Here is a 15,685-nt window from a genome sequence, read left to right as displayed (position 1 = left end):
AGTACCATGAGGGACTTGTTTGTGGAGGGGATGGCCAATGTTTACGGGAAGTATTGTTGCACTGGTAACGCCGATGGACGACAAAGGTGCTGTCGATCGTGTGAGCCTTAAAAAACTGATTGATTATCATGTTGCCAGCGGCACTGCCGCGATTGTCTCCGTTGGTACGACGGGTGAGTCTGCCACGCTGAATCATGACGAACATGCGGATGTGGTTATGATGACGCTGGAACTGGCTGATGGCCGCATTCCAGTGATTGCAGGAACCGGTGCGAATGCGACTGCGGAGGCGATTTCTCTCACTAAACGTTTTGACAATACGGGAGTGGTGGGGTGTTTAACCGTCACGCCGTATTATAACCGTCCAATGCAGGAAGGTCTGTTCCAGCATTTTAAAGCGATCGCCGAAAGTACCGAATTGCCACAAATTCTCTATAATGTGCCAGCGCGTACCGGCTGCGATATGCTGCCGGAAACGGTGGCTCGTTTAGCCAAGATCAAGAATATTGTTGCGATAAAAGAAGCCACAGGGAACTTATCACGGGTAAGTCAGATCCAAGTGCTGGTTGATGATGAAGATTTCATCCTGCTTGGTGGTGACGATGCCAGTGGTCTGGACTTTATGCAACTGGGTGGCAAAGGTGTTATTTCGGTAACCGCTAACGTTGCGGCCCGTGAAATGGCACAGCTTTGTGCTTTAGCGGCTGAAGGCAAATTTGCCGAAGCGCGCCGGTTAAACCAACGCTTGATGCCGTTGCATCAGCATTTATTTGTAGAAGCAAATCCAATTCCGGTGAAATGGGCCTGTAAGGCGCTGGGGTTGATGGCAAATGACGCTATGCGTCTGCCAATGACGCCGCTGACTGACCCTGCCAAACTGGTAGTGGAAAAAGCGTTGAAAAGCGCCGGTTTGCTGTAACTCTTAGGGAAATTTGATGGCAATATCATTGCAAAAGTCGATGGTGGCAAAGGTTGTGGGTATTTCGCTGGTCATGCTGCTGGCAGCCTGTTCAACGGATCAACGCTATAAACGTCAGGTGAGCGGAGATGAATCCTATCTCGACGCGCCGGCGCTGAAGCCGCTTAACGCGCCAGCTGGTATGATCCTGCCGTTGCAAAACGGTGATTTTGATATTCGTGATGTGAAGACCAACGGCAGCGTTGGTAAAGCCTTGGACATCCGTCCTCCGGTACAACCTCTGGCTCTGTTGAGCGGTTCACGTACGGAATATACTAGCGATACCAGCAAGCTATTGTTAGAAAGCAGCCCGCAGAACCGTAACTTGTGGACTCAGGTTACCCGCGTGATCCAAGAGAAAAACCTGCCGATTGCCAGCCGCCAAGATGCCAATCAAACGCTGACGACCGATTGGATCAAGTGGAGCCGTGCTGATGAAGACGTTCAGTTCGAAGGTCGTTATCAGGTTAGCGTTATCGAACAGGGTTACCAACTGGCATTAGTGGTGAAATCACTGGAGCTGCAACAGGCAGGTAAACCCGTCACTGAATACAGCGCTATTCAGCGTTATAACGGTGCGATGCTGAACACCATCATCTACGGTCTGGATAAAATCCGTACTGACAGCGAAAACAATCAGGCCGCACGTAAAGTGGGTTCTCTGGATGTTCAAAGTGGCAGCGATGATACCGGCTTGCCGAACCTTATCGTGCGCGCACCTTATGCCACACTGTGGGAACGTCTGCCCGCTGCGCTGGAAAAAATGGGCATGAAAGTGACCGACCGTAGCCGTCCGCAGGGTACCGTGGCCGTGACCTACAAATCGATGAGCAGCAATAGCTGGGATGCGTTGGGTGCGAAAGATCCTGAGCTGAAGGAAGGCGATTACAAACTTCAGGTCGGCGATCTTGATAACCGCAGCAGCATGCAGTTCATTGATCCGAAAGGACACACATTGACCCAGTCGCAAAATGACGCACTGGTGGCAGTGTTACAGGCCGCGTTCAGCCAGACGAGCGCAAACTAAATAAAGGGGCTTCGGCCCCTTTTGTCATGGTGCTTTTTATATGGAAAAGGGTGGCATTGAGGTGATGGTTTGCGACCCTTTTGTTCACATCCATTTTTGTCAACATCGTCACTTTCTATCAAAAATTGTCACATACATTGGAGTAATAAGATGCAAAAGCTAGCTGAGTTGTATCGTGGAAAGGCTAAAACCGTCTACACCACCGAAAATCCTGACCTGTTGGTGTTGGAGTTCCGTAACGATACGTCAGCACTGGATGGTCAGCGCATTGAGCAGTTTGATCGTAAGGGTATGGTGAACAACAAGTTTAACCATTTTATTATGACCAAACTGGAAGAAGCTGGTATCCCAACTCAAATGGAACGCCTGCTTTCTGATACCGAAGTGTTGGTGAAAAAACTGGATATGATTCCCGTGGAATGCGTGATTCGTAACCGTGCAGCCGGTTCTCTGGTCAAGCGTCTGGGTATCGAAGAAGGTCTGGTGCTGAATCCGCCATTGTTCGATTTGTTTTTGAAAAATGATGCCATGCATGACCCAATGATCAACGAGTCCTATTGCAAAACCTTTGGCTGGGCCAGCGAAACCCATTTGGCGCGCATGAAAGAACTGAGCTACAAAGCCAACGACGTACTGAGTAAAATTTTTGATGACGCTGGCCTGATTCTGGTGGACTTCAAACTTGAGTTCGGTTTGTTCAATGGTGAAGTGGTGTTGGGCGATGAATTTTCTCCTGATGGTAGCCGTCTGTGGGATAAGGAAACGCTGAACAAGATGGACAAAGATCGTTATCGTCAAGGTTTGGGTGGTTTGATTGAAGCTTACGAGGCTGTTGCACACCGTATCGGTGTTAAATTAGACTAACCGCGCAATCGATTACGTTGTATTGAGATGCTAAACAGCAGGGGGAGATCACCCGTATCTCCCCCCTATTATTTAATATTTGATTTGAATCCTGCCAATTATCTCTTCTGACACTATTTTTAATGGTATTCATCAATGTGATTTTCTACGATAAGTGAAAAGCCTGTTCTGGCATAAATCTATGTGCTGGCAAGGTCGTCGAGAAAGTGACAATGTTAAGCATCGTTGTGGAAACGCATCGGGCGGCGGTGAGCCGAACCGAACCGCAGTAACACCTTTGCCAGCCGATAAAGCCCATCGCGATCGCGGTTGCAGTATAATCTTTCGATTCTTGCCGGGGCTTTTGCGACCGGCATTTGTTTTTTTATCATTTTATTTTTTTGACCACTAAGGCAGGGATTACCATGGCTACTCTCGATCCTACATTGCTGATCCTGCTGGGATTGGCTGCGTTGGGCATCATCAGTCACAATATGACGGTAACGTTGGCGATACTGACGTTGCTTGCCATCCGCATTACGCCATTGAGTCAGTATTTTCCGCTAGTGGAAAAATACGGTTTAACCATCGGTATATTGATTTTGACTATTGGTGTGATGGCGCCGATAGCCAGCGGGAAGATCAGTGCCAGCGAAGTGTTACATTCCTTTGTTCAATGGAAATCGCTGCTGGCGATCGCCGTCGGCATCGGGGTTTCGTGGCTGGGTGGCCGTGGTGTATCCCTGATGACGCACCAGCCTTCGGTTGTTGCTGGTTTACTGGTTGGGACGGTACTGGGGGTTGCGTTGTTTAAAGGGGTGCCGGTTGGCCCACTGATTGCGGCCGGTTTACTGTCTTTAATTATCGGTAAGCAATAACGTGATTCAACCACTTGCTGCACTTCAACCTTTGGCCGCACTCCAACCGCTGATGGCCCAGCAAGGTATTCGTCGTTTACTGGTGTTGAGCGGTAGCAGCGAGTGGAGCCAACAGCAGGCGTCGGCAATCTACTCGCTTCTTGGCTGCGGCCTGTGGCTAGGCGATAGTAGTCCGGCAGCGGCCGAAGTTATTCCATTCTCTGCGGCGAAAACCTTGCTGGGGCAAGAGCGCTTACACGGTTTTTTTGATGCGACTCAGGAACTGAATATCGAAGCGTTGGCGATTCTGGCGGGTTGCTTGCAGGCGGGGAGTTGGTTGGTTATCCGGGTACCCAAATGGGAGTGTTGGCCGCTACAGCCTGATCGGGACAGTTTGCGTTGGAGCGAACAGCCACAACCGATTGCAACACCGAATTTTATTCAACATCTCCAACGGCATCTATTGGCGGATAATGAGGTGGTGGTGTGGCGGGAAAATCAACCACTCCACTGGCCATCATTTCCACCGCGCAGTCTCTGGCTGCCGCCTACGGGTGAACCTACGGCTGAGCAGCAGGCCATTCTGAACGAATTACTGGGTTCTGACGCCGGTGTTTGGGTGGTGACCGCGCCGCGTGGGCGAGGCAAATCCACGCTGGCGGGAATGCTGGTTAAACGCTGGCCCGGCAGTTGCTGGATAACCGGGCCAGGTAAATCGGCTACCGAAATACTAAGCCAATCATCGGATCAAAAGGCCATTTTCTGGGCACCGGATGCACTGCTTCAACATCTTGAAACCCAAGCGATAAACGATGTTGATTGGTTAATTGTCGATGAAGCTGCCGCCATACCCACCCCACAGTTATTGGCGTTACTGGCTTATTTTCCACGGACATTACTGGTCAGCACCGTGCAGGGTTACGAAGGCACTGGCCGTGGGTTCCTATTAAAATTCTGTGCTTCTCTTCCCCGTTGGCGGGGATTGGCATTAACCGAGCCGATGCGCTGGGCCAGTGGCGATCCGTTGGAGTACTGGCTGGATGCGGCGTTATTGTTTAACGATCCTATCCTGACGAATATCAGCGGGCCGTTAACCATCCGCCATTGCCAGCAGCGTGATTGGTTGGCTGATCCTGATTTGCTCAGCGAGTATTATGGCTTGCTGTGCAGCGCGCATTACCGCACTTCTCCGCTGGATTTACGCCGTTTAATGGATGCGCCGGGCATGGGCTTTTCCGCCGCCTGTTGTGTAAACCCAGTAAGTTGTGTAAACCCGGTAAGTTGTGTCAATCGGGTCATAGGTGCGTTGTGGTTGGTCGACGAAGGTGGGTTAGAACCCGCATTGGCCTGGGCGGTATGGGCTGGTCGACGCCGACCTCGAGGCAGTCTGGTGGCACAATCATTGGCGGCGCACGGTGGACAATGGCAGGCACCGACATTACGTTCTCGCCGTATCAGTCGGGTCGCTATTGCTGCTGAATGGCGACGTCAGGGAATCGCGCAGCAAATGATCGAGGCAGAAACTCGCCGAGCAGCGGAGCAAGGCGTGGATTTTCTGTCTGTGAGCTTTGGTTTTACCGAGGAATTATGGCGCTTCTGGCAGGCTTGCGACTTTGAACTGGTGCGGATGGGGAGCCACAAAGAAGCCAGCAGCGGCTGCTATGCCGCGATGGGCATCTTGCCATTGACATCCGCCGCGATGGCTTTGTGTCAGGCCGCTTCACGGCAGTTGGCTCGTGACTGGCGCTGGTTACGGCCAAAAATAGATTTAAGGCTACCTATCCCCGACCACAGTGATACGGCGCTCAATGACGATGATTGGCAGGAACTGGCTGGTTTTGCCTTTGCTTTCCGCTCGATAGAGGCCAGTACCGCGGCGCTGAACCGTTTATTACTGCAAAGTTCTCTACCACTTCCCGCACTTCGGTACCATCTACAAGATGATTTATCACTTGCTGAGGTTTGTCAGCGCCTGCAACTTAGCGGTCGAAAAGCCCTGGTTGCCTGCTGGCGGGAGGAAACGGCACAGGCGATGAAGGCATTAGATGCAGAAATGACCTGCCGGTGGCGGGAGAGGGTCGAAGGGACATCAGTGTAGTGAGGGTAATAAATTATCTTCATGCCAAAAAAATGGAATAACTCATTCAAGAAAACCCGATATTCATCAGTAATCAGCGGCGTATAGTTATTGTTATAGTCACCTGAATGTGGGTGCATGAGCCAGGTTTGTATCAATAGATAAACGTATTGAATTGAAGGAATATCTTATGAAACATGAGCATTTCGTTGTACAAAGCCCCGTGACACCGGCTGAACAGTTGATTTTGCTCTTTCATGGTGTAGGAGATAATCCGGTCAATATGGGGCAGATCGCTCGCTATTTTGCCAAAGAATTCTCGCAGGCGTTGGTCGTCAGCATCGGTGGTCCTTTTGCCTGCGGCTCGGCTGGCGGACGACAGTGGTTTTCCGTGCAAGGCGTGAAGGAAGAGAATCGCCAGTCCCGTATTGATGAAGTGATGCCGACTTTTGTCGCCGTGGTACGCCATTGGCAACAACAAAGCGGTTTGGGTGCACAGGCAACCGCCTTGGTCGGTTTCTCTCAGGGGGCGATTATGTCCCTCGAAGCGGTCAAGGCTGAGCCTCAGCTTGCCGGGCGGGTGATTGCGTTTAGTGGGCGCTTTGCCACCTTGCCTGAGCAGCCGCTAAAAGAGACGGTGATTCATTTAATTCACGGCGAAGACGATGGCGTTATCAGCGTCGAACACAGTAAAGCGGCAGCGAGCCGTTTGGCTGCGTTAGGCTCAGATGTAACATTGGATCTGGCAGCGGATAATGGCCATGCGATTAATCAGAGTATGAGGGAATATGCATTAGAACGCCTGCGTTACTATATTCCGCAACATTATTGGGATGAGGCGCTGTCAGGCCAACGCGGTGAGCGGGTTGCGTTTCGTTAAATACCGATAACAAAGCAGGGCAAAGGTGCGATAACTCGGTCTTTGCCCTTTTGATATGCGAAGAATACGATGCCTGGATTGGCTATTTAGTTCGTATTTTTGTTACTTTTTCTTGTTGTCCGGCCAACTATCATCGTCATCCCATTGGGCATTATTGTCGCGATGAGGCGGTATCTCCGGTTTATTGCTCAAAAACTTTTTGTGATCGAGACGGCGTAGCTCTTTGATACCATTAAGAATAATCCCTAACAACAGGATCAGTATAATCCACCAGTAATCTGCTAACCATTGCATAGCTACACTCCTTTGGTTGTGGATATAAAACGCATGAATACCAGAGGTAAGTGGCTTGCTAACCACTCAATTCCGGCAACGTCTTGTTGTTGCCAGGCTGCCAGTAGCAGTTCGGGTGTCAGTAGATGCTCTGCCTGTTCCGCCAGTGGTCGATAGCTTAAATGCCAGGGTTCTACGGCAATACCGCCGTTATCTTCGGTGAAAGGACGATAAAAGCCAAAATCGGCCATATGCTTTGTTAGCCATTGGGTTAGCGGATAAAAATAACCGCCTGCCTCATATTCCCACGGCTCCAACTGTAATTTTTTACCTGCGGGCAGCAATGTCGGGTCGTAAACATCCAAATCACTGCCCCAGTGATGGCGGCTGGCACCCGGAAGCGCAGACCAGCGCAGAATCGCTTCGCAACGTTCTGCTACGTTAAGTGCCGTCATATCCAGCGGTTGGCTGTTCCGATCCAAAACCGGCCGTTCACCGCGAAATTTACCGTTCCAGATTGCCAATTGCCGTTCAAAATCTCGAAAGGTACTGGCTGGCTGAAGATCCAATCCATCCTGCTTCGCTGCCTGCTGCATCGCCAGAAATGCTGCCACAACAGGAGCTTGTAAACGGTGATTACCGCTTAATGTCACCAAATGATCACCGGTTTTTCCAGTCAGCATCTTGGGAGAGATCATGCAATCAGTTGCTCCATAATACGTTGATACATCAGGCTGAGCAGTTGCAGGTCGGCGGCGTTAACACATTCATTCACTTTATGAATGGTGGCGTTCACCGGGCCAAGCTCAACCACCTGTGCGCCCATTTGTGCGATAAAACGTCCATCAGAGGTGCCACCGGTAGTGAGCAACTGCGGCGTTATTTCATTATAGAACTCAACGGCGTTCACTACCGCATCCACTAAAGCACCACGCGCCGTCAGGAACGGTTGGCCAGACAGTACCCAGTCGATGCTGTAATTTAATTGATGCCGATCCAGCAGTTCCTTAACCCGTTGTTTAATAACTATATCAGTCAATTCAGTGCTAAAACGAAAATTGAACTGAACATAAAATTCACCAGGAATAACGTTGTTGCTGCCGGTACCCGCTTGTACATTGGCGATTTGCATGCTGGTGGCAGGGAAAAATTCGTTGCCTTCATCCCATTGAGTCGTAACCAGTTCTTGTAGCGCTGCCATGCTGCGATGCACCGGATTATCCGCCAGATGTGGATAAGCGACGTGGCCTTGTATCCCGTGGATACGAAGATTGGCGGTGATCGATCCACGTCGGCCATTTTTGACCACATCACCGACGTGTTGGGTACTGGATGGCTCACCGACCAGGCAATAATCCAGCCTTTCATTGCGTGCCATGAGGGCGTTGACCACTTTCACCGTACCGTTGATGGCTTTCGCTTCTTCATCTGAGGTGATCATAAAGGCCAGGCGACCTTTATGGTCAGGGTGAGCTGTAACAAAACGCTCGGCGGCGACGACCATCGCGGCCAGCGAGCCTTTCATATCCGCCGCGCCACGTCCATACAACAGGCCGTCACGAATCACCGGATCAAACGGCGGATGGGTCCACAGGTTTTCATCTCCGGTTGGCACCACATCGGTATGGCCAGCAAATGCCAGGGTTTCACCCTGGCCGCGCCATGCCCAGAAATTGAGCGTATCGCCAAAATTCATCGGTTCGATGGTAAAGCCAATCGCCTGTAGCCGTTGGATCATAATGTCCTGGCAACCGGCATCTTCAGGGCTAAGGGACGGGCGTCTGATTAACTGTTGGGCCAGATCAATAACAGGGCAGATCATCTTAACGTACCTCAGCAAAAAATTGTTGGTAGCTCTCAGGTTTGAAACCCAGCAAAATTGCGCCGTTAGCCGCTTCCAGTAGCGGGCGTTTAATGATGGCCGGATATTCCAGCATCAGCATTTTAGCGCTTTGGGCATCCACAACGGCGGCGCGTTGGTTTTCATCCAGTTTACGCCAGGTGGTGCCGCGGGTATTCAGCAACACTTCCCAACCCAGACGTTCGATAAAATCTTGCAAACAAGCATCGGTTAAGCCATCAACGCGATAATCGTGAAACTGATAGGCAACACCATTCTCTTCCAGCCAGCGGCGGGCTTTTTTAATGGTGTCGCAATTTTTGATGCCATAGAGACTGAAGGTGTTTTTTTCCGGGCTATCTGACATAAATAACAATGGCCTCTACAAGATGGGCAAATTAACGCTGACAAACAGAAAATTGTGCAGAACCTTAGGTTCGGAATGCACCACATAATGCGGCAAAATGCCCGGTGAATCCAGACGGCTATTTCCAATCGCCTCCATCGCTGGATAAAGTTGCCATTTCAGTTTGTGTCCTGATACCGTAGCGTTTATTAAGGTACTTGTTCTGACAGGAATATAAACATGCAAGGGATATTACGTGTCTGTGTTTTCTTAGGGTGTTGTATGACGATGTTAACTGCCAGTGCGGCCGAACCGAATGGTGTATTTTCACTGATTGATCAGCGATTATCTTACATGAAAGATGTGGCGGGCTATAAAGCAGCTCACCGTCTACCGATTGAGGATTTGGCTCAGGAAGAGCAGGTGTTAAAACAGGTCATGGCTGAGGCGGAAAAAAAAGGCATTGATCCACAGTCGATTAAACCCTTCTTTATTGCCTCAATCAATGCCGCCAAAGCCATTCAGTATCGCTATCTGGCTGATTGGTTGTCGAATCCGGTAACCGGCTGGGAACCTCGCAGCTTGGACAAGATCCGCCCCGAAATTGCCAGCTTGAGTCAGCAGCTTATTGCGGAAATTTATGCACTGTTGGCTTCTGGGGCGAAAATTGACAATAGTGAGCAGGTGCGTTTTATGGATATTGTCCATCAGTTGAACTTGAGTGATGGCGATAAAAGACATATTTTCGCTGCACTACAGTCCATTCGTTTGATTGATAATAAACCAGCCAACCATTAGCCAATACGATCTAAATCCGCAGCATACTGGCGTATAGCTTTTTGGTACTGACTGATCTCTTTATGATTGGAGGTTTCTGCCAGTAATAATAGCAAGGATGCCACTGCATCCTTGGTTTCACCCAGGTTATATAACGTCATCGCCCGAAACAGTGTGATTTCCTTCGCATCAGGAAATTGCGTGAGCGCCAATTGAAAGGTATCCAGCGATTCTTTAAACAGTCCCAATGATCGATAGGTACTGCCTAACCCCAGATAAACCTGCTGTAATTCTGCTGCCGGTAAATGCTGTTCGAGTGCCGACAGATAAAAGGGAATCGCCTGTAGCTCTAATCCCTGTACATCATATAGCGCTGCAATTTTATGCAACAGGCTGCCATTCAGCGGATCGACGACCAGCAGCTTGAATGCCATATTGATAGCATCATCATAACGGCCAAGTTCCTGGAGTGAGTCAATGGTGTGTTTCATGATGATATGACGCCGCGACTTAAGAATAACCAGCACGCTACTCCGTCGTGTTTAAACAGGCAAGCTCATTAAGATTTTTCAGTCAGACAGAATAATCTGAATTAATTCAGTGTGTAGGATTTCGCCTCTATATTGTCGCTATATAGCGACAAGCGAGAGTATTATTTTCTTTTATTTGTTCAAAAAATAAGCGTACAATTATCCGCTGTTATTAGAGAGGATGTTATGGTTGATGTAGAATTAGATACATGGAAAGAGTTTATCGAATTGATGTTACGTAAGTCGTAATTTGATAAATCAATCACAGTAGTTCAATTGCTCGTTATTTTACTTTTAATTACCCAGGGAGCGAGGTACTCGCTCGCAGAAAGGCGGATTCTAATGTGAGTCCGCCTTTTTTATTACCGGTTATTGATGTATTGAATTAAAAGAAATATTTACTTTTTGTATGAGTTAATCCTATTTTTTTAGTCAGTCAATAAAAATGTAACGGGTTGATTGTTAACTCACACCCTGCTTATGTTAATAACAGTATCTGCAATAGCATTATTCACATCAATCAATATGCAATGACTATTAAATTTTATTTATGATTTAAGCTGTTAATTCTCTTTTTTGCCGATATTTTCACGATATAAAACGCCGCCGATAAACCTGCCAGAGCGGTTTAACGGCGTGTTTTGTATTCAAATAGCCGACTAAGGCTTGTTTGTCCGGGTATCTTGCTGTGATATCACCGTTCTACCGGGGAAACGGCGACGTACCAGAACGAAGAATAATGGCACAAAGAAGATCGCCAACACGGTTGCAGATATCATGCCGCCCATCACGCCAGTACCGACTGCGTGCTGGCTACCTGATCCCGCCCCTTGACTGATGGCCATCGGTAACACGCCGAATATAAAGGCCAGCGAAGTCATTAAGATGGGTCTGAGACGCAAACGTGAAGCTTCCAACGTGGCTTCAACCAGATCCTTACCTTTATGATTTAATTCATTGGCAAATTCGACGATCAAAATGGCATTTTTCGCCGAAAGCCCGATGATGGTTAGCAACCCGACCTGGAAATAAACATCATTCTCCAGCCCACGCATCCAGGTTGCGGCAACGGCACCGATCACCCCAAGTGGCACCACCAACATCACGGAGAAGGGAATTGACCAGCTCTCGTAGAGTGCCGCCAGGCAAAGGAATACCACCAACAGCGAGATAGCGTAAAGTGCTGGTGCCTGCGAGCCGGATAGCCGCTCCTGATATGACATACCCGTCCACTCCAACCCAAAACCGTTAGGCAATTGGCTAACCAGTGTTTCCATGACATCCATGGCGGTACCGGTACTGACCCCTTCGGCAGCCTCACCGACAATTTCCAGTGCAGAATAACCGTTGTAACGCTCTAAACGCGGCGAACCGTATTCCCAGCGGGTGGTTGAGAAGGCTGAGAATGGTACCATGCCACCGTTGTTATTACGGACATACCATTTGTTAATGTCTTCCGGCAACATGCGCGCCGTCGCCTCGGATTGCACATAGACTTTCTTGACCCGTCCGCGATCGACAAAATCATTGACGTAGGTCGAACCCCAGGCGGTTTTCAGCGTGTTATTGATATCATCTATTGAGACGCCCAGCGCCTGTGCCTTACGCTGGTCGATATCAATTTGCAGTTGTGGGCTGTCATCCAGACCGTTGTGACGTACCCGAACCAACTCCGGCTGTTTGGCTGCCAACTGTAGTAATTTATCCCGCGCTGCCATCAGTTTATCGTGGCCTTGACCGCCGTGATCCTGCAATTCCAGATCGAAACCGGACGAGTTGCCCAAACCTGAAATAGCGGGTGGGCTGCTGGCGGATACCCTGGCCTCAGTAATTTTATTAAATGCTTTTGTAGCGCGTTCAATAATGGCAAAAGAAGAGTCTCGGCTATCGGTTCGCTGCTCCCAATTTGTCAGGCGAATAAACAGGCGGGCGACGTTTTGCCCATTGCCCCCAGGGCCAGCTCCGACAGTGGAAAAGACGGAAACCACGGTATTTTTCTCTTCCGTCAGGAAGTAATTTTCAACTTTTTCAACTACTTTCAGGGTTTGTTGCTGAGTGGAACCCACCGGGAGCTGCACTTGAGCCATAAATACGCCGCGATCTTCCTGCGGTAAAAATGACGTCGGCAATTTGAGAAATAACAGTGCCATGCCGGCGAGTAGCAGCAAGTAAACCACCAGATAACGTACGCTGTGATGCAGAACGCGTGCTACGCCGTTCTCATAGCGTTTGGCACTACGGTCGAACATACGGTTAAACCAGCCAAAGAAACCGCGTTTACCGTGATGATGTCCGGCAGTGACCGGCTTGAGTAAGGTGGCGCACAGTGCGGGAGTCAGAATGAGAGCCACCAGTACCGATAACACCATCGCGGAGACGATGGTAATGGAGAACTGGCGATAAATCGCACCGGTGGTTCCGCCAAAGAAAGCCATCGGGATAAATACTGCCGACAACACCAAGGCAATTCCGACCAAGGCTCCCTGTATCTGTCCCATCGATTTCCGTGTGGCTTCCCTCGGCGATAAGCCTTCTTCACTCATCACCCGTTCAACGTTTTCCACCACGACAATGGCGTCATCCACTAACAGACCGATAGCCAGTACTATGGCAAACAAGGTGAGGGTGTTAATACTGAAACCAAAAGCCGACAGAATGGCAAAGGTTCCCAGCAGCACTACCGGAACCGCGATAGTGGGAATCAGTGTGGCACGGAAATTTTGCAAAAATAAATACATCACTAAAAACACCAGCAGCACGGCTTCCAGTAGGGTTTTCACGACATCTTTAATCGAAGCCTGCACAAAAGGTGTGGTTTCATAGGCGATTTTGGCTTCCAGCCCATGAGGGAAAAACGGCGTCAATTCGGCAATACGGGCTTTGACCCGCTGATCGGTTTGTAATTCATTGGCCCCGGAGGCTAATTTGATACCCATTCCTGAGGCGGGCTGCCCGTTAAAGCGGCTCAGATAATCGTATTTTTCTGCACCCAATTCAATTTTTGCTACGTCACCTAGTGTCACCAGTGAACCATCCTGATTCACCCGCAGGGTAATATCGCGGAACTGTTCTGGCGTTTGTAGTTGGGATTGGGCATTCATGGTGGCATTTAATGCTTGATTATCCACGGACGGCGTGCCACCAAGCTGACCCACTGCAATCTGGCTGTTCTGTGACCGAATGGCCGTCACCACATCCTGCGTGGTTAAGCGGTAATTGTTCAGCTTGGATGGATCGAGCCAGATACGCATCGCATATTGGGAACCAAAGGCGTCAACGCTGCCCACGCCTTCAATACGACTAAGAGGATCTTGCAGGTTACTGGCGACATAATCGGCAATATCCTGCTTGTCCATGCTGCCGTCGGTAGAGACAAATGCCAACATCATTAACGTACTATCGCCGGATTTTGAGACGGAAACCCCTTGTTGTTGGACATCCTGCGGTAACTTTTTAATGGCAGACTGCAATTGGTTCTGCACTTGCTGCATCGCTTCGTTGGGATTGGTGCCGGCCTGGAAGGTCAAGGTTACGCTGGCACTACCGGTATTGCTGCTTTGCGAAGACATATACAGCAGGTTATCCAAACCGGTCATGCTTTGCTCTATCACCTGAGTGACGGTGTTTTCCAGTGTTTGCGCTGATGCACCTGGGTAGTTGGCGGAAATCCGTACGTTAGGCGGCGCCAGGTTGGGGTACTGCTCTATGGGTAAGGAGAAAATTGCCAGTGTTCCGGTCAGGCACAGTATTATCGCTAACACCCATGCAAAAATCGGGCGGTCGATGAAGAAATTTGCCATGTAGCGAGAACCTCGTTGATCCGTGACCAGTATCACAGGATGGGGGAAATTATTATTTATGTGAATCTATCGATACTTTACGTGGGAATCACTAATGAAACGTGGAGAAAAAAAGGAGATAGTGTAAAAAAACACAAGGTCGCTCTTTTTCACCATCAGATAGACTGATTTTCAGTGATTATTTATGGAGTACAGTTATGGAACTCAATCCGGTATTCGCCCGACGACTCTATTTATGCTGGCTAATCAGCGTCAGCGACAAACCTAATGTCCCCCGCCTGATGGCGTTAACCGGCTGGCCGCGTCGTACATTGCAAGACGTGCTTAAAGCTTTGCCGGGATTGGGGGTAACCCTGAGCTTTATTCAGGACGGCGTGAGAAATAATGATGGTTTTTATTGCCTGGAAAGCTGGGGGCCGTTGAATAAAAAATGGGTGCTGGAACAGCATCAGGCTATTTTAGCGGCCATTGAGTAGCCCCGGTTTTCCGGGGTTAATCTCAGTGACGTTTATTTTCCAGATACAGAATAGTGGCGGCGACCCGCGAGCGTACGTTCAGCTTACGCAGTAGATTGCGAATATGCACTTTGACTGTTTCTTCGGATATATGCAGTTCAAAAGCCACTTGTTTGTTGGACATGCCGCGCGCAACCTCCTGCAAGACATCCAGTTCGCGTTCGGTTAATTCAGCAAAAGGGTTAATTTGTTCATGGCGAGAGGCGAGATAATCGGTCACTTCACGGCTGAATACGCTTTCGCCTTGGGCCGCCAGACAGAGATGTTCCAGCAACACCTCGGGTTCGCTGTCTTTTAACAGGTAACCATCGGCTCCAGCGTCAATCATGGCATAAACGTCGCTTCGGGCGTCAGAAACGGTCAGAACGATAATTTTGGCAGCAATGCCTTCGTGACGCAGTGCTTTCAGAGTATCCAGACCGGTCATTCCCTTCATATTCAAATCAAGCAGGATGACATCAGGTAAAGTATGGTTGGCCAGCGTTACGGCTTCTTTGCCGTTATTGGCTTCAGCGACCACTGAGAATGTGGCTTCCAGTTCCAATAACTGCCTGATTCCTCGACGCATTAAAGGATGATCGTCGACAATCATAATGGTGTGAATTTTCGTCATGATGGGTAATGCTCCCTGTAGGCAGTAAAACGCGCCCAGATGGCCAGTGTGGCACCAGTTCTGGTAGCAAGACTCTGATGAAATGACGCAGTAACGGCGCGAAAATTTAGGCGACCCAAAGTGGATTCTTTTATCGCGAAACGCTGCTTTGTCGCATTATAACGGATTGAAGCGCTAATTAGTGTAACCCAATCGACATGATTATTATAAATCTGTTCGGCTCAATCATGATTTCTTTATAAATCAATCGATGTATCTCGGTTTAAAGTGATTAGTTTTATCACTAATATTTCCTCAATTAGTTAATAAATAAAATACGGATTTATTATTCTATTTAATGAATAAAGTC

The 15,685-nt window shown here is 49.1% G+C and carries 15 protein-coding genes; 8 read left to right on the top strand and 7 right to left on the bottom strand.

What is annotated here, in order from left to right:
* Positions 1-37 precede the first annotated feature (37 nt).
* The 6 genes from dapA (at position 38) to ypfH (ending at position 6,642) form a co-directional block, all read left to right on the top strand.
* Positions 38-919 (top strand): 4-hydroxy-tetrahydrodipicolinate synthase, encoded by an 882-nt coding sequence (gene dapA / locus DJ39_RS14915; protein ID WP_004722320.1) that lies wholly within the window; start codon positions 38-40, stop codon positions 917-919.
* 16 nt (positions 920-935) lie between these two features.
* On the top strand, positions 936-1,985 hold the full coding sequence (gene bamC / locus DJ39_RS14910; protein WP_004722316.1) for an outer membrane protein assembly factor BamC: 1,050 nt from the start codon (positions 936-938) through the stop codon (positions 1,983-1,985).
* A 150-nt stretch (positions 1,986-2,135) separates the two neighbouring features.
* Positions 2,136-2,849, top strand: coding sequence for a phosphoribosylaminoimidazolesuccinocarboxamide synthase (purC, locus tag DJ39_RS14905; protein WP_004722314.1), 714 nt, complete (start codon positions 2,136-2,138; stop codon positions 2,847-2,849).
* Between the two features lie 404 nt (positions 2,850-3,253).
* Complete coding sequence (locus tag DJ39_RS14900) at positions 3,254-3,706, top strand: DUF441 domain-containing protein (protein WP_004722310.1); 453 nt, start codon at positions 3,254-3,256, stop codon at positions 3,704-3,706.
* Position 3,707: 1 nt separating this feature from the next.
* The gene (locus DJ39_RS14895) at positions 3,708-5,783 is read left to right on the top strand and encodes a tRNA(Met) cytidine acetyltransferase TmcA (RefSeq protein WP_004722308.1); all 2,076 of its coding nucleotides are present in this window, start codon (positions 3,708-3,710) and stop codon (positions 5,781-5,783) included.
* A gap of 169 nt (positions 5,784-5,952) precedes the next feature.
* Positions 5,953-6,642, top strand: coding sequence for an esterase (ypfH, locus tag DJ39_RS14890; protein WP_004722306.1), 690 nt, complete (start codon positions 5,953-5,955; stop codon positions 6,640-6,642).
* A gap of 102 nt (positions 6,643-6,744) precedes the next feature.
* On the opposite strand, the gene DJ39_RS14885 is transcribed toward ypfH, so the two are convergent.
* From DJ39_RS14885 to DJ39_RS14870, 4 genes are read right to left on the bottom strand one after another with little or no spacing between them, the layout of a single operon-like run.
* Positions 6,745-6,936, bottom strand: coding sequence for a YpfN family protein (locus DJ39_RS14885; protein ID WP_004722304.1), 192 nt, complete (start codon positions 6,934-6,936; stop codon positions 6,745-6,747).
* A 2-nt stretch (positions 6,937-6,938) separates the two neighbouring features.
* Entirely contained in the window at positions 6,939-7,598 is a 660-nt protein-coding gene (locus DJ39_RS14880) for a M15 family metallopeptidase (protein WP_004722302.1), read from the bottom strand.
* An 11-nt stretch (positions 7,599-7,609) separates the two neighbouring features.
* A complete protein-coding gene (gene dapE, locus DJ39_RS14875) occupies positions 7,610-8,737 on the bottom strand; it encodes a succinyl-diaminopimelate desuccinylase (protein WP_004722301.1) in 1,128 nt (375 codons plus the stop codon).
* A gap of 1 nt (position 8,738) precedes the next feature.
* Positions 8,739-9,122, bottom strand: coding sequence for an ArsC family reductase (locus DJ39_RS14870; RefSeq protein WP_004722300.1), 384 nt, complete (start codon positions 9,120-9,122; stop codon positions 8,739-8,741).
* A 219-nt stretch (positions 9,123-9,341) separates the two neighbouring features.
* Here DJ39_RS14870 and DJ39_RS14865 point away from each other — a divergent pair, with 219 nt between their 5' ends.
* Positions 9,342-9,899: a chorismate mutase gene (locus DJ39_RS14865; RefSeq protein WP_080547547.1), complete on the top strand. Its 558-nt coding sequence runs from the start codon at positions 9,342-9,344 to the stop codon at positions 9,897-9,899.
* Here the strand turns inward: DJ39_RS14865 and DJ39_RS14860 are convergent.
* Together DJ39_RS14860 and acrD are read right to left on the bottom strand one after the other, a co-directional pair.
* Positions 9,896-10,369, bottom strand: coding sequence for a tetratricopeptide repeat protein (locus DJ39_RS14860; RefSeq protein WP_038241456.1), 474 nt, complete (start codon positions 10,367-10,369; stop codon positions 9,896-9,898). The two genes, DJ39_RS14865 and DJ39_RS14860, sit on opposite strands and share 4 nt — an antisense overlap.
* Positions 10,370-11,067: 698 nt before the next feature.
* Positions 11,068-14,208: a multidrug efflux RND transporter permease AcrD gene (gene acrD / locus DJ39_RS14855; protein ID WP_038241415.1), complete on the bottom strand. Its 3,141-nt coding sequence runs from the start codon at positions 14,206-14,208 to the stop codon at positions 11,068-11,070.
* 197 nt (positions 14,209-14,405) lie between these two features.
* Here acrD and DJ39_RS14850 point away from each other — a divergent pair, with 197 nt between their 5' ends.
* A complete protein-coding gene (locus DJ39_RS14850) occupies positions 14,406-14,684 on the top strand; it encodes a winged helix-turn-helix domain-containing protein (protein WP_004722295.1) in 279 nt (92 codons plus the stop codon).
* A 22-nt stretch (positions 14,685-14,706) separates the two neighbouring features.
* Here the strand turns inward: DJ39_RS14850 and DJ39_RS14845 are convergent, their stop codons facing one another.
* Positions 14,707-15,336, bottom strand: a complete 630-nt coding sequence (locus DJ39_RS14845) for a response regulator (protein ID WP_004722293.1) — start codon at positions 15,334-15,336, stop codon at positions 14,707-14,709.
* Between the last annotated feature and the right edge of the window lie 349 nt (positions 15,337-15,685).

Source organism: Yersinia ruckeri ATCC 29473, assembly GCF_000754815.1.
GTDB lineage: Bacteria > Pseudomonadota > Gammaproteobacteria > Enterobacterales > Enterobacteriaceae > Yersinia > Yersinia ruckeri.
Note: the sequence above shows the minus strand (reverse complement) of the source record. Positions and strands in the feature narration are given on the sequence as shown.

What these genes read in the sequence shown, in the direction of transcription:
- purC (WP_004722314.1), top strand. Translation starts at nt 2,136, where the DNA reads ATGCAAAAGCTAGCTGAGTTGTATCGTGGAAAGGCTAAAACCGTCTAC.
- DJ39_RS14850 (WP_004722295.1), top strand. Translation starts at nt 14,406, where the DNA reads ATGGAACTCAATCCGGTATTCGCCCGACGACTCTATTTATGCTGGCTA.
- DJ39_RS14860 (WP_038241456.1), bottom strand. Translation starts at nt 10,369, where the DNA reads ATGAAACACACCATTGACTCACTCCAGGAACTTGGCCGTTATGATGAT.
- DJ39_RS14900 (WP_004722310.1), top strand. Translation starts at nt 3,254, where the DNA reads ATGGCTACTCTCGATCCTACATTGCTGATCCTGCTGGGATTGGCTGCG.
- acrD (WP_038241415.1), bottom strand. Translation starts at nt 14,208, where the DNA reads ATGGCAAATTTCTTCATCGACCGCCCGATTTTTGCATGGGTGTTAGCG.
- DJ39_RS14865 (WP_080547547.1), top strand. Translation starts at nt 9,342, where the DNA reads ATGCAAGGGATATTACGTGTCTGTGTTTTCTTAGGGTGTTGTATGACG.
- DJ39_RS14880 (WP_004722302.1), bottom strand. Translation starts at nt 7,598, where the DNA reads ATGCTGACTGGAAAAACCGGTGATCATTTGGTGACATTAAGCGGTAAT.
- ypfH (WP_004722306.1), top strand. Translation starts at nt 5,953, where the DNA reads ATGAAACATGAGCATTTCGTTGTACAAAGCCCCGTGACACCGGCTGAA.
- DJ39_RS14870 (WP_004722300.1), bottom strand. Translation starts at nt 9,122, where the DNA reads ATGTCAGATAGCCCGGAAAAAAACACCTTCAGTCTCTATGGCATCAAA.
- DJ39_RS14885 (WP_004722304.1), bottom strand. Translation starts at nt 6,936, where the DNA reads ATGCAATGGTTAGCAGATTACTGGTGGATTATACTGATCCTGTTGTTA.
- dapE (WP_004722301.1), bottom strand. Translation starts at nt 8,737, where the DNA reads ATGATCTGCCCTGTTATTGATCTGGCCCAACAGTTAATCAGACGCCCG.
- DJ39_RS14845 (WP_004722293.1), bottom strand. Translation starts at nt 15,336, where the DNA reads ATGACGAAAATTCACACCATTATGATTGTCGACGATCATCCTTTAATG.
- dapA (WP_004722320.1), top strand. Translation starts at nt 38, where the DNA reads ATGTTTACGGGAAGTATTGTTGCACTGGTAACGCCGATGGACGACAAA.
- bamC (WP_004722316.1), top strand. Translation starts at nt 936, where the DNA reads ATGGCAATATCATTGCAAAAGTCGATGGTGGCAAAGGTTGTGGGTATT.